The 13,484-nt window shown below is 65.1% G+C and carries 13 protein-coding genes; 3 read left to right on the top strand and 10 right to left on the bottom strand.

The window, feature by feature from the left end:
• Nucleotides 1-80 precede the first annotated feature (80 nt).
• From metC to AB4Z27_RS17585, 10 genes are all read right to left on the bottom strand, one after another.
• Nucleotides 81-1,280 carry a cystathionine beta-lyase gene (gene metC / locus AB4Z27_RS17540; protein WP_441644907.1) on the bottom strand — a complete coding sequence of 400 codons (1,200 nt, stop codon included), beginning with the start codon at nucleotides 1,278-1,280 and terminating at the stop codon, nucleotides 81-83.
• Nucleotides 1,281-1,292: 12 nt separating this feature from the next.
• Nucleotides 1,293-2,147, bottom strand: coding sequence for an amino acid ABC transporter ATP-binding protein (locus AB4Z27_RS17545; protein ID WP_441644908.1), 855 nt, complete (start codon nucleotides 2,145-2,147; stop codon nucleotides 1,293-1,295).
• A complete protein-coding gene (locus AB4Z27_RS17550; RefSeq protein ID WP_441644909.1) occupies nucleotides 2,134-2,946 on the bottom strand; it encodes an amino acid ABC transporter permease in 813 nt (270 codons plus the stop codon). The genes AB4Z27_RS17545 and AB4Z27_RS17550 overlap by 14 nt, the downstream gene beginning before the upstream one ends.
• Entirely contained in the window at nucleotides 2,936-3,682 is a 747-nt protein-coding gene (locus AB4Z27_RS17555) for an amino acid ABC transporter permease (protein WP_441644910.1), read from the bottom strand. Before AB4Z27_RS17555 ends, AB4Z27_RS17550 begins: the two co-directional genes overlap by 11 nt.
• Nucleotides 3,679-3,837 carry a hypothetical protein gene (locus AB4Z27_RS17560; protein ID WP_177219901.1) on the bottom strand — a complete coding sequence of 53 codons (159 nt, stop codon included), beginning with the start codon at nucleotides 3,835-3,837 and terminating at the stop codon, nucleotides 3,679-3,681. The genes AB4Z27_RS17555 and AB4Z27_RS17560 overlap by 4 nt, the downstream gene beginning before the upstream one ends.
• Nucleotides 3,834-4,712 carry a transporter substrate-binding domain-containing protein gene (locus tag AB4Z27_RS17565; RefSeq protein ID WP_092294010.1) on the bottom strand — a complete coding sequence of 293 codons (879 nt, stop codon included), beginning with the start codon at nucleotides 4,710-4,712 and terminating at the stop codon, nucleotides 3,834-3,836. The genes AB4Z27_RS17560 and AB4Z27_RS17565 overlap by 4 nt, the downstream gene beginning before the upstream one ends.
• A gap of 11 nt (nucleotides 4,713-4,723) precedes the next feature.
• Nucleotides 4,724-5,548, bottom strand: a complete 825-nt coding sequence (locus tag AB4Z27_RS17570; RefSeq protein ID WP_092294008.1) for a transporter substrate-binding domain-containing protein — start codon at nucleotides 5,546-5,548, stop codon at nucleotides 4,724-4,726.
• A gap of 101 nt (nucleotides 5,549-5,649) precedes the next feature.
• The gene (locus AB4Z27_RS17575) at nucleotides 5,650-6,654 is read right to left on the bottom strand and encodes a tripartite tricarboxylate transporter substrate binding protein (protein WP_441644911.1); all 1,005 of its coding nucleotides are present in this window, start codon (nucleotides 6,652-6,654) and stop codon (nucleotides 5,650-5,652) included.
• A gap of 159 nt (nucleotides 6,655-6,813) precedes the next feature.
• The gene (locus AB4Z27_RS17580; protein WP_441591237.1) at nucleotides 6,814-8,094 is read right to left on the bottom strand and encodes an LLM class flavin-dependent oxidoreductase; all 1,281 of its coding nucleotides are present in this window, start codon (nucleotides 8,092-8,094) and stop codon (nucleotides 6,814-6,816) included.
• Between the two features lie 12 nt (nucleotides 8,095-8,106).
• On the bottom strand, nucleotides 8,107-9,096 hold the full coding sequence (locus tag AB4Z27_RS17585; protein WP_441644912.1) for a Bug family tripartite tricarboxylate transporter substrate binding protein: 990 nt from the start codon (nucleotides 9,094-9,096) through the stop codon (nucleotides 8,107-8,109).
• 811 nt (nucleotides 9,097-9,907) lie between these two features.
• Between AB4Z27_RS17585 and wecB the strand changes: the two genes are divergently transcribed.
• The 3 genes from wecB (at nucleotide 9,908) to AB4Z27_RS17600 (ending at nucleotide 13,431) form a co-directional block, all read left to right on the top strand.
• Nucleotides 9,908-11,092, top strand: a complete 1,185-nt coding sequence (gene wecB / locus AB4Z27_RS17590) for a non-hydrolyzing UDP-N-acetylglucosamine 2-epimerase (RefSeq protein WP_092294000.1) — start codon at nucleotides 9,908-9,910, stop codon at nucleotides 11,090-11,092.
• Nucleotides 11,093-11,171: 79 nt separating this feature from the next.
• A complete protein-coding gene (locus AB4Z27_RS17595; protein ID WP_441591239.1) occupies nucleotides 11,172-11,507 on the top strand; it encodes a hypothetical protein in 336 nt (111 codons plus the stop codon).
• A gap of 145 nt (nucleotides 11,508-11,652) precedes the next feature.
• Entirely contained in the window at nucleotides 11,653-13,431 is a 1,779-nt protein-coding gene (locus tag AB4Z27_RS17600; RefSeq protein ID WP_441644925.1) for a hypothetical protein, read from the top strand.
• Nucleotides 13,432-13,484 lie beyond the last annotated feature (53 nt).

The raw sequence follows: 13,484 nt of genomic DNA on the forward strand, positions 1-13,484 counted from the left end.
CGTGCGCATACACCTGGCAGAGCCGCCTTGGCCGCCGCCGCGTGTCTCGGGCGAATGGGTCGATGTCGCGCATGCTTTCCTCAGGCGATGGTGCGTTGGAAAGCTTGCTGAAGATCCGCGATCAGGTCGCGCGGATCTTCCAGGCCGACATGCAGACGGATGACCGGGGCGTTGTTGCCATGTTCCTGCCAAGTTCGGGATGCGTTGAGCCGTTCGGCCGGCGCCACCAGTGCCAGGCTCTCGTAGCCGCCCCACGAAGCGCCGATCGAAAACAGCCGGAAGGCATTGACCAGACGGCCGGCGGCGGCATGGTCTGTCCCCAGCAGAGCGAACGACACCAGCCCACTGGCGCCGGTGAAATCGCGCCTCCAGAGCGCGTGGCCGGGGTCTTCGGGCAGCGCAGGATAGAAGGTCCGGGCGACCTGCGGCTGCCGCTGTAGCCATTGCGCTACCTCGGTGGCGTTACGCTGGTGCTGCGCGAGCCGTACGGGCAGCGTGCGCAGTCCGCGCAATGCCAGGTAGGCGTCATCGGCACCAATCGTCAGGCCCAGCGCTTCGTGCGCGTTGGCGATGCGGTCCGCCACTGCCTGGCCGTCGACCACGACTGCCCCTTGCATCACGTCGGAATGGCCAGCGATGTACTTGGTTGCAGCCTGGATCGAGATATTGGCCCCCAGCCGCAGCGGCTGCAGGAACCAGCCGCCGCTCCACGTGTTGTCGATGGCCACGGGAACGCCCCTCGYGCGGGCAATGGCGGTCAGGGCAGGCAGATCCAGGACATCGAACAGCAAGGAACCCGGCGACTCCACGTACACGAGCCGCGTATTGGTGCGGATCAATGCATCAAGGTTGTCGTGTGCGGGCGAGAAGTACTGAATCTGCACGCCCAGCCGCTGCAGCAGTGTCTGGTCAACCCGRCGCAGTGGTGCGTAGACCGTGTCGGAAACCAGCGCATGATCGCCCGGACCGAGCAGCGCCAGCAGCACCAGCGTAATCGCCGACAATCCGGACGGCGTGAGGAATGCACGATGCCCGCCTTCGAGCGTGCACAGCGCGTCTTCCAGCGCCTCATGCGTGTCGAGTCCGTGGCGACCGTAGGTGGCAATGCGCTCGCCGTGTGAGCGGCGGTGCTGACGGTCGGCCAGCGTCTCGATATCCTCGAAGCGCACCGTGCTGGTACGCACCACAGGGACGTTGACGGGGCCGACGCCGTTGCGCAGGCGCGGTGCGCCGGCATGCAGTAGCCGCGTGTGGATGCCGTCTGCGGAATTCTGGCTCATCGATCGTCCTTGTCAGCCTTGGATGGTTGCGGATGCCGGGGCGAACGCGGCATTGAATCCGGCGGGCAGGCGCGGGATGGCGCCCAGCGCCCGGCGCAGGAATGCGCGCGTGCGTTCGTGGCGGGGAGCGCCGAAGATCTGCTCGGGCGGACCGTGCTCGACGATGCGACCAGCCTCGGTGAAATAGATGTGGTCGCTGATTTCGGCCGCGAARCGCATTTCGTGCGTCACCAGCACGCAGGTCATGCCGTCTTCCACCAGTTCACGGATAACGGTCAGCACTTCGCCAACGGTTTCGGGATCGAGCGCAGACGTCACCTCGTCGAAGAGCATCAGCTCCGGGCGCATGGCTAGCGCCCGGGCAATCGCCACCCGTTGCTGCTGACCGCCCGACAGCTCGCCCGGATAGGCGTGTGCCTTGTCCGACAGCCGCACCTTGCCCAGCAGCGCATGGGCTTCCTGCTCGGCCTCGCGGCGGGTGCGGCCATTCACGCGAGTGGGCGCGATCACCAGATTCTCCAGCACGGTCAGGTGCGGAAACAGGTTGTACTGCTGGAAGACAAAGCCCACGCGCTTGCGCAGCGCAATCAGCTCGTCTTCGGTGCACAGGGTCTCCACCRCGGTATCGCCAACGCGAATCTGCCCCTGCTGCGGCCGCAGCAGGCCAGTGATGCAGCGCAGGATCGTGCTCTTTCCCGAACCGGACGGCCCGATGATGGTCACGGCCTCGCCGCGTCGTACCTCGACGTCGATACCCTTGAGCACGCTGTTGTCGCCGAAGGTCAGGTGGACATCGTGCAGCGCGACAAGTGGTGCGGCGGGCGCTGGCGACTGCCGGCTGCGCAGGAAGGAATCAGTGGCGGTCATGACGACGCTCCAGCGCACGCGTGGCGCGCGCGATCGGATAGCAGTAAGCAAAGAAAAGGCCCAGCAGCGTGAAGTAGACCAGCACCGTGAAATCGGTGCGGGCCACGGTATTGCTGGCCACTTGGGCGGTATCGACCACGTCGTGCACGCCAACCAGGGAGGCCAACGACGTGCTCATGGTGATGCTCGCGTACAGGTTCATCCACGGCGGTAGCATGCGTCGCAGGCACTGCGGCAGTACGATGAGCCGGAAAATCTGGCTGCGACGGAACGCCAGCGACTGGGCGGCCTCCCACTGAGCACTTGGAATCGACTGGATCGCGCCGCGGAAAATCTCGGCCACATTGGCACTGGCGGGGAGTGCGAGACCCAGCACGACCTTGATCCAGTCCGGGAACGGCACGGTCCAATGGGCGATGTGAAGCTCGAACGGGAACACGTAGGTGGTGAAGTACACGAGCACCAGGATGGGCGCGTTGCGGAACGCCTGTACCCACAGACGCGCCATGTGGCGTACCCAAGGATAGGTGGACAGGGACAGCGCCCCGATGACCAGGCCGGCCAGTGTGCCGAGCGCCATCGCAAGGATGCTGATCTCGATATTGGCCCCCATGCCGCGCAGCAGCGCGGGTGACCAGGTCCAGAGATTGCGGAATACAGCCGGGGTGCTACCGGTSGCGGTCCAGAATCCGACCACGGCCAGCACGCACACGGCGGCGAGCGCCCMGGGGCTGAGGAGGGCGCTCCTGACGGGGTTGGGCGCCACGCGCCAGCGCAGGGCGAGCGGATTACTGGCCATAGCCGGGCATCCTCAAGCGTAGTTCCAGCCAGCGTCCTGTTCGGCTGACCAGCCAGGTCAGCAATCCGAAGCATGCCAGGATCAACAGCAGCAGCTCCAGCACATTGTCGCGCTGGGTCCAGATCATGATGGACTCGTACGTGACGTCGCCGACGGCGATGGCCGACGCGACGGCAGTCATCTTGACCAGGTCGACGAGGTTGTTGACCAGCGCGGGCAGCGCGAATCGGACGGCCAGCGGCAATTCGACCTGCAGCAGCAGTTGCCGGCGGGAGAACCCCAGCGAGCGCGCGGCTTCCAGTGTGGCCCCCGGCACGGCTTCGATGCCGGCGCGGAGCGCCTCGGCGTGAAACACGGCCTTGTGCAGCGAGACGACGGCGACGACCCAGAAGAACGGCGTCAGCGGATTGCTGCTGCCCAAGTTGTGCAGATGCTGGGTAATCAGCATGTTCAGCACGAGGAAGCCGCAATAGAGCTGTACCAGCGTGGGCGTGTTACGCGTCAGTTCGACGAACGCACGCGCTGGCGTGGCCAGGGCCGCCTTGCCGGACGTGAGTAGCGCGGCCAGGACCGCGCCAGCTACCAGGCTGCACGGAATCGTCAGTGCGCAGAGTTGCAGCGTGACGACCAATCCGTGGAGAAACGCGGTGCGCTCCGTGGTGTCCAGCACGAACGCATAGTTCAGGCCCAACGGTTTGAGGGCGGCGATGACGGAGMCGATCCAGGCGTCAATCATGGGCGCGCCTCCGCTGGCGCGGGGCGCAGCGTGCCCACGGCCTGCGCGATGCGCCGCAATGCCGCTTCCAGCACATGGCGCGGCCCGGCGGCCGCAATCGGCGACAGCCGGACGCGACGGGCACGCTGGGACGACGGAATCGACGGCGTGGTCATGGTTTCCGGCTTTCCGTGAAGACCGTGAAATCCTGCGGCGCCACGTCGAACTTGCCCTGGCGGGCATGGTCGTGGGCGGCCCTGATATAGGCACCGTCCGGCACGCCGAACTTGCGGGCCTGGCTGAGCAGGAAGCCGGTGCGATGCCAGTCGCGGATGGCCGTGTCGACAAACGCCACGGTGTCCTGTTCGCCGCGCCGCGTCCACACGACGGTTGGGGAAGGGATCAACTGATCTTCGGTGGCCAGCGCGAAGGCGGTCCACTCGGCCTTGTTGGGGCCGGTCAGCGTCTGGTACAGCGCTGGCTGGATATGCACTGACGCCGCGCACGTGCCCCCCTTGAGCGCCAGCAGGGATTCCGGAATGCCGCGCAGGCCCTTGACGATGGCGCCGTACTGTTCGGCCAGCGGCTTCGCGAAGTTGCTGCCCTGAGATACGCAGGCCACTTTCCCGCGCAGATCCTCCCAGCGTTTGATGCCGCTTTGCCTGGACACCATCGCGCCGCCGCCGACCAGGTCGTAGGGCGTGGGCGCGAAGCTCAGAATCTCGCTGCGTTCCTGCGTCCACTGGATGTTGGCCACGAGCAGGTCGACCTTGCCGGCCTGCAGGAACTGCACGCGCGTGGATGCGGTTACCGGTACGGTCTCAAGTTGCACGCCAAGGCGCCGGGCCAGGTCTGCCGCCAGTTCCGTCTGGTAGCCGCCGGTCTTGCCGGTCGCAGTGTCGAGGAGGCCGAATGGCGGGCTGGCGCCATCGATGCCCACCGACAGCTTGCCGCGCTGCCGAATCCTGTCGAGCGTGGCGTCAGCCCATGCGGTATGCGCCAGCGCGACCCCAGCCAGGAGCAGGGCGCTCGATACGAGACGCTTGTCCATCGGGCGCCCCCTCAACCCTTGTACCTGGCTTGCAACTCGGGCAGCAGTGGCTGCGGCGGCGTAATGCCAAGCCGCTTCTCCGTGCCGATCAGCCAGCCCGTGCGGTGCCATTCCTGCACGACCTTGTCTACTGCGGCGACGGTATCCGCCTCCCCCTTGCGCGCCCAGACCACCGATGGCGCGGGCAGGATCTCGGTCGGAATCGGCGCTGCGTAGCCGGCCCACTCGGCATTGGTACGCAGCAGCGGATGGATCAGCGTGGCGTCATGGACCGCCGCCACGCATTGGCCGCCACGCAAGGCCAGCAGCGATTCGGATGCGGTTTTGAAACCGCGTACCTGGGCGCCGTATTGCTCCTGCAGCGGCTTCACGAAGCTGCTGCCCTGCGATGCGCAGACGGTCTTGCCGCGAAGGTCATCCCATTGATGGATGCCGCTGGTCTTGAGCGCCGCGGCGGTGCCGCCCACGCGATAGAACGGCGTGGGCGCATAGGACAGCAGCTCACCGCGATCGGCGTTGTACTCCATCGAGGCGATCAGCAGGTCTACCTTGCCTGCCTGCAGGAACTGCACGCGGTTCGACGGATTGACCTGTACGAGTTCAGCTTCCACGCCTAGCCGCCGGGCGAGGTCGCGGGCAAGTTCGGGATTCCAGCCGATCAGTTGCTGGGTCGCAGGATCGATCGATCCGAAAGGGCCCCCGTTGACCAGCACGCCGATGGCAACTTTGCCGCGTTGCTTGATCTTGTCGAGCGTGGCATCAGCGTGCGCCGGCTGSGTGGCGAGGAGGGTGAACGCGAGTGCGGCGATGGCGCGCAGGGTGTGGTCGGTTGTCATGAGGCTTGGGTAGTGGAAGCTGGTCAGCCGGCGCCTGGAAAAGGCATCGCTGCACAGCAAGGGAGATTCCCATGAAGGGGTGCGGCGGCGGTGCGCAGCAGCTAGTTCAGCGTGATCCCGGCAGAYACGATGACCGCCGCGTATCGGGGCAAATCCTTCGATAGCGTGTCGTCGAGCGCCCGCGCCGAAGAGGCCACCACAACAAAGCCGGCCTCTTCAAGCTGCTGCCTGGTGGACGGCTGGGTCAGCACGGCCGTGGCATCGCGGTTGATGCGCTCGACAACCTCGGTTGGCGTGCCGGCCGGGGCGAGCAGGCCCTGCCAGCTTTCCACCGCGAAGCCCGGTGCACCGGATTCGGCCATCGTGGGCACTTGCGGGAGCGCCTTCGAACGGTAGGGCGTGGTGACGGCGAGCGCGGTCAGGCGTCCGTTGCGCACGTAGTCGGTGACGGCGGCCAGCGTGATCAGTGTGGCGTCGATATGGCCACCGAGCAGATCAAGCGTGGCAGGGCCGCCGCCGGGGTATGGGATGTAGTTGACCTCGATGCCGAGCTGGCGCGACAGCATTTCATGCGCGACGTGGGCGATCCCACCATTGCCGGGCAATCCCAGCGCGAGTTCGCCGGGCTTGCGCCGCGTCAGCGCCAGGTACTCGCCGAAGGTTCTCACGCCCAGGTCGGGACGGACGACCAGGATCTGCGGGCTGACGACAGCCTTGGTCACGCCACGGAATGCGTGCCGCGTGTCGTAGGGCAGCCGCTTGAACAGCGAAGCATTTAGCGTTACGCCTTCGCCGCCCAGCAGCAACGTGTAGCCGTCCGGCGTGGCGCGGGCCACCTGGGCCGCGCCAATTGTGCCGCTGGCGCCGGACACGTTTTCGACCACCACGCTCTGGTGCCACCGCTCGCTGAGCTTCTGCGCCAATGTACGGGCCAGCTTGTCGGCGCTGCCGCCAGCCGACACCGGTACGATGATGCGGACGGTCCTGGCCGGAAAGCTGTCGGCCGGCGTGTCGGCGATGGCGGCGATGGCGGCGGTTGCGCAGGCGGAGCAGGCAAAGGCCACCAGTGCGGATTTCAATGTGTCGAGCAGTCTGCGGCGCAGCATGATGAAAGCCAGTATGAGTCCGGACACGCATGCCGACACGATGTCGGCATGCAGTCAAGCAATGTCGCGGACCAATCAGCTTATGGAGGGATGCATCCAATACGAACAAATCTTTTCGTACTTGGATATGCGCGCCCGACTTGCACGCTCAACGTGGCGTCAACGACCCTGCGGAAGTGGCAATTGAAGATGGTCCCGCAACGTGCGGCCCTCATAGTCGCGTCGGAACGCTCCGCGAGCTTGCAGGATCGGCACCACCTCGCGCGTGAAGTCTTCAAATCCACCGGGGAAATAGGCGGGCATGATGTTGAAGCCATCGGCGGCGCCGGCACGCACCCATTCGATCATGTGGTCGGCCACCTGTGCGGCGGTGCCAACCACGATCTGGTGGCCGCGCGCACTGGCCACCAGATGATAGAGCTGGCGCAGCGTTAGCCCGCGGTCACGCGCCAGCCTGATGAGCAACGCGCTGCGGCTATGCACGACGACCTGCGCGGGCAATGGCGGCAGCGGCGCGTCGAGCGCGAAGCCAGACACGTCGACGGCGAGTTGCTCGGCCAGGATGGCCAACGCATTCGACTGGTCGGTGAAGGACTGCAGTTGCGCGAGCTTGTCGTGTGCCTCTGCCTCGGTCGCGCCGATGATCGGCATCAGGCCGGGCATGATCAGGCAATGACGCGGATCGCGTCCCGCTTCAGCCACCTGCCGGCGCAGGCCGTTTGCAAACTCGGTCGCCGATTCGAGGTCCTGTTGCGCGGTGAAAACAACTTCCGCATGACGCGCGGCCAATGCCTGGCCCGGGCCCGACGAACCTGCCTGGATCAGCACGGGCTGTCCCTGTTCACTGTTCGTGACGTTGAGTGGGCCGGCGACCGAGAAGTGACGGCCTTCGTGGTTCAGCGGGTGCATCTTGTCCACGTCGATATAGATGCCACCAGCCTTGTCCTGAACGTACGGGTCCGGATCCCACGAGCGCCAAAGCCCCTTTATCACCGAGACGAACTCTTCGGCAATGGCATAGCGTTCGGCGTGATCGGGGTGACGGCTGCGGCTGAAGTTCACCGAGCCGTCCGCGAATGTGGTCACGATGTTCCACGCGGCGCGGCCGCGCGACAACTTGTCTATGGTCGCCAGCGTTCGCGCCAGGTTGAACGGTTCGCTGTATGTCGTCGACGCGGTGGCAGCCAGMCCGACATGTGTGGTCACCATCGACAGCGCAGCGAGCATGGCCAGCGGATCGGGGCGCGTGATCATCGAAGGATGGGCGTCGGCGGAAGTCAGCAGCCGGTCGCCGAAGAACACCATGTCGAACTTCGCGCGCTCGGCCGCCTGTGTCATACGCACGACCAGGTCGATGTTCTCGGTACCAGACTCGGCGCCTGGGTATCGCCAACCGGCCGCATGATGCCCGGCCGCGAGCAGGAACAATCCAAGTTTCATGATTGTCTCTGCTCAGTTTCCCTGCACTGTGCTGTCCTTGACCACACGCGCGGCAATCTCGTGTACCTGGCGGATGCGCTGCGACGTCTGCTCCGCCGTCAGCGTCTGCACATCCACCTGGACGCGGCCCAGCGCGGCAACGGTGTCGGGCTCTGCCAGGATCTCGCCGATCCACTGACGCAGCCTGGCCAGCACCTCGGGCGRCACGTTGCGCGGCGCGGTGATGAAGAATGCACCGGCCAGCGAGTCTTCCCAGCCCTTGATACCCGCATCGCGGATGCTGGGCACGTTGGGCAGGTCTGGCGAACGCGCACCACCGAAGTAGGCGAGCGCGCGCAGCTTACCCTGCTTGATGAACTGCGTGCTGAGCGGATCGAAAACCAGGTCCACGTGGCCCGCCACCACATCGGCCACGGCCGGCGCACTGCCCTTGTAGGGCACGTGCCGGATATCGATGTTGGCGAGCCGCTTGAGCAGTTCGCCAGCCAGGTGCCCCGGGGTGCCATTGCCCGAACTGGCGAACGTGAGCTTGCCGGGATTCGCGCGCGCGTAGGCAATCAACTCCGGCAGTGTTCGGATCGGCAGCGCTGGGTTGATAGCCACCGTCGCCAGCGAGTTGCCGATATAGGCAACGGGCACGAGGTCGTAAAACGGGTCGAACTTTACGGTCATTAACTGCGGAGCGATGGCCAGGTTGCCGATCGACGTATTGAGCAGTGTGTATCCGTCCGCCGGAGACGCCGCCACGAAGCCGGCCCCGAGCGTGCCGCCTGCGCCGGCCTTGTATTCGATCACCACCGGTTGTCCAGCCTTCTCGGCCAGCCGCCTGGCAATGATCCGTGCGACGTTGTCATTGGTGCCTCCGGGTGTATAGGGCACCACGTAGTTGATCGGCTTCGACGGGAAGGGCTGTTGTGCAGATGCGGTCACGGTGGCGGCGTGGAGCACGGCGAGTACCGCAAGCGCGGCGCGCAGGGGCGCAGGTAGAGCGGGAAAGTGCATGACGATCGGGAACGGAAAAAGATGGGCTTGGGCGCATGAAGCAGACCGACCATCGTAGGTCGATACGCGTGGCGCCGGAACTGCCGATTCGTCATGTCGTTAGCCGCTCAGGTGATAAGCGGCTTGCACCCGGGGCCACGGGTGATGCGACCACTTCAGGAAATAGGTAACTCTGATCTGCACGATGTTCATTCTTGTAACCAATGCCCCCTCCCGGTCGGTACTCCCGGGGGCTAAGTCGTAAGAGGGATCTCAGCGCTCCCGGGTGAGGGCAGCTCGACATTCGTCATCCCTTTGCTGTAGTCCACAAGGCCCATTTCGCTCCACGTGTGCCCCCGGCTYTCCACCGCCCACATTGTGTTGCGACCCTCCGGTCGAGGAGCCCGCAACACATCTGCCGGACGACGCCGAAAGCCGACATCTCACCACCCCATGGAATTCACGCCCCGTGCAACAGACTTCTCAGGCGTTGTGGGGGGTGCCGGTGCAGCATCGGATACCGCGTCGGCATCGAGATCCCGATGCACGGTTCGCCCCCCGTATCGCTCCTGCAACCGTTTCCACACCCGAGGCGATGTATGCGTTCGCTGACTTGTCCGAATTCTCTGTGGATTCAACGTGCTACGAGAGGGTGGCACAGGCATCGCTCCCCTCTGTCGTGATGTAGCTTCACGGGACATAAGTGCGCCATGGTTATGTTTGGCTGGTAATAATCCGCAGCGCCCTGCGCGCGGGAAGTGTGGGGACAAAGGCGATCGGCAGCATCGCCAACGCCCCGGCGGCATGACCCCCTTTTGCAGGAGAGACCGACATGCCCAAGACAGTGCTGGCTGTATTCGGTACCCGCCCCGAGGCCATCAAGATGGCACCGCTCATCCATCGGCTCAGGGAATCCGCGAATTTCGACCTCCGGGTATGCGTAACGGGCCAGCACCGGCAAATGCTCGACCAGGTACTGCGGCTCTTCGACATCGTTCCGGACTTCGACCTGAACGTCATCAGCCATGGTCAGAGCCTGTCGGACATCACCACGCGTGTGCTTTCCGGCGTGCACTCSGTGCTGGACCGGTTCCTGCCGGATGCCATGCTTGTGCATGGCGACACCACGACCACCCTGGCCGCAACGCTCGCGGCGTTCTATCGCAACGTGGCCGTCGGACACGTCGAAGCGGGACTGCGCACYGGCAATCTCGGCGCCCCCTGGCCTGAAGAGATGAACCGGCGCGTGACCGACGTGATGGCGTCCTGGCATTTCGCGCCGACGCGGCAGGCCCGGGAAGCGTTGTTGCGCGAAGGTGTCGATCCCTGCGGCATCAGCCTGACTGGCAACACCGGCATTGACGCCCTGCTGCGGGTCAAGGCCCGACTGGATGCCGATGTGCAGATGCGTTGCCAACTTAGCGCGCGCTATCCCTTCCTGGATGCGTCGCGCAGGCTCGTGCTGGTAACGGGGCATCGTCGCGAGAACTTCGGTACGCCATTCGAGCGCCTGTTCACCGCGCTGCGCGCGTTGGCGGACCGCAATCCGGATATCCAGATCGTCTACCCGGTGCATCTCAACCCGCGCGTGCGAGAACCGGTGCAGGCGATCCTGAGCGGGCATCCGGACATCCACCTGATCGAGCCCCAGGACTACCTGCCCTTCGTGTTCCTGATGTCGCGCGCCCACCTGATCATCACCGATTCGGGCGGCATCCAGGAGGAAGCGCCGGCGCTGGGCAAGCCGGTACTGGTCACGCGGGAAACCACCGAGCGGCCGGAAGCCGTGGCCGCCGGCACAGCGCGGCTGGTGGGTACCGATCCGGCAAGGCTCATCGTGGCGGCAGAACAGTTACTGAACGATGCGGAGGCCTACGCGCGCATGGCGCGTGCCCACAACCCGTTCGGCGACGGCCGCGCCAGCGAACGCATCGTGCAGGCGCTGGAGGGCGAGCACCCCGGTGCATATGGGGAATGCGGCGACGAGTCGGCCGATGCCGACGCCGTCAGCCTGTAGTACAGGACCTGTCCTGGCGACATCGGCGGTTCAGCGCAACCGCCCGCCGGGCTGGTAGTTGGTCAAGAGGAGCGAAGCAATGAACCTCTCACGTATTGCAGCAGCAGCAACAGCTGTGGCTGTCGCGGGTGCCACGGCACCCGCCACCACCTTTGCCGCATTGACCGGCGAAGCGACGACGGCGACGGCTGGCGCGCCGCTCTACCTCCCCGCGAGTCCGGCGGACCCCGGAGGGCTGGCAGGCTACGACCATGGCGTCCAGCTCGACTTCGCCTACGAATCCGACGGCAAGGGCAAGGACAAGGCGCAAAAAGACAAGATCAAGGCTAAACAGCCGAAGAAGGTCAAAGCCGGGCCAAAAGTGCGTTCGGGCCAGTACACGCTTGCACCGGCGCCGGCGGCCGAGCCGGACTGACGGCCGTTCAGGCACACGCACGCATACGCGTATGTACGCGTCGCGGCCGCCTGGCTTGTACCGGGAGGCAAACCGATATTCATCGCGTTGGGAGATGACCGTGTTCAACCAACTCCAATCTTTCCTGCGGCGCACGAGCGCGTTGATGYTCCTTGCGCTCGCGTTGGCCGCTGTCTTGCCGGCCATGACGCATGCCGCCACCAACCAGATCGCACTGCTGGTGCCCGATGGCCTCAGCCTTCCCGATCCGCGCGTCTCGGCGTGGCTGGACGCCGCACAGGAAGAGGGACTGAAGATCACCGTCATCAACGACACGCAATTCCAGCAGGGGATTACCCCCGCCCAGTTCTCCGGCGTGATCCTGCCAGACCAGGTCCATGTGAATGCGAGCGATGCGCTGATCGCGGCGCTCGATACGTATGCGAACCAGGGCGGGCAACTGATGCTGGTGTACGACTTCGGCGCGCTGACCACCACGGGGTTCTATGCATCGCCCAAAAGCCGGCTCAGCAGCCTGGCCGGCGTTGACTACGTGCTCTACGACCAGCTGCTCGGTAACATGATTGGCGTGGGACCGATCACCGCATTGGGGACCACGCTCAGGACGCTGCAGGTGCCGCCGGGAAAATCCATGGTGTGGGACGCGGCGGGCACCGATCCCGTGGAAGGCATCTCGGGCTATGTCTACGGCTTCCTGATCTATCCGAGTTTCGTCACCCAGGGCACCTATACGGGCACCGCGCTGGTGACCTCGCCGAACTTCGGTCTCGTGGCGGGGTTGCGCAATGTCGGATCGGGGCGGGTGCTGTTCGTCAACTTGCCACTTTCGTACCTGAAGGGCCAGACGGACGGCATGCTGATGCACGGCTTCCTGCGTTACTTCGGCAGCAACCTGATGAAGATGGCGCGCCTCTCGGCCCAGCCTCAGGCACGTGGCGGCCTGGTGCTGAACTGGCACTTCTGCGCGGGTGACCAGGTTGCACCCGCGAACGTTCTCAAGAGCCGGGGTACCTTCAACAACGGCCCATTCTCCATTTCCATCACGGCGGGTCCGGACCAGATCACCGGCGGGGACGCCAAAGGCGTCAACCTGTCCGGCAACATCACGGCCCAACAGCTGGTGGCGTACCTGCTGTCCAAGGGGCACCGGATTGGCAGTCATGGGGGCTGGATTCATGATTTCTGGGGCGCCAACGCCAGCGAGACCAACCAGGCCACCTTCGAGCAGTACCTGGTGATGAACAAGCAAAGCGTGGAGAGTGCCACCGCGATACCGGCCGTCGAATACGCCGCGCCGGAAGGCAATACACCGCAGTGGTCCGTCAATTGGCTGGAGGCCAACGGCAACAGCAGTTATTACTTCCTCGGCCATACGGGCATGGCACCGACGCGGAGTTATCGCAATGGCGTGCTGTCGAACAACACCATCCGTGCCTTCCCGGTGATGCCGTTCGGGCCCTATGCCACGTTCGAAGAGTTCGATGAGTTCAACGTTCCGGCTGCCACCATCACCACCTGGTACCGGCAACTGATCGACTTCGTGGTGAAGAATCGCACCGGCCGGYTGATCTACATGCATCCGCGGGGCGCCGCCGACTACCCGACGGTGCTCAATGCCCTGTTCAACAAAGCCGCCAACCTGAAGGCCAGCGGGCAGTTCAACTGGTACACGATGGATACCCTGGCGCAGTTCGGCCAGCGTCGCGAGCAGACCACCTGGCAGGCCACCGATACCGGCAACGCATGGTCGTTCCAGGCCAGCCACCCGACCGACCTGACCGACATGGCCTGGGTCCTGCCGCGCTCCGGCTATAGCCAGCCGGTGGTGACGCAGGGACTCGCCACGGTGACGTGGGATGCCGCCAACTGGATCGTCACCGCTACGGGGGGCAACTCGCTGGCATTCGTCGCCGGCAAGCACTGATGCGCGGGGTTGGCTGCGGCAGCATGGCAAGCCCCACGGAAAACGACACGGGA

Source organism: Cupriavidus sp. KB_39 (assembly GCF_052114485.1).
Taxonomy (GTDB): Bacteria; Pseudomonadota; Gammaproteobacteria; order Burkholderiales; family Burkholderiaceae; genus Cupriavidus.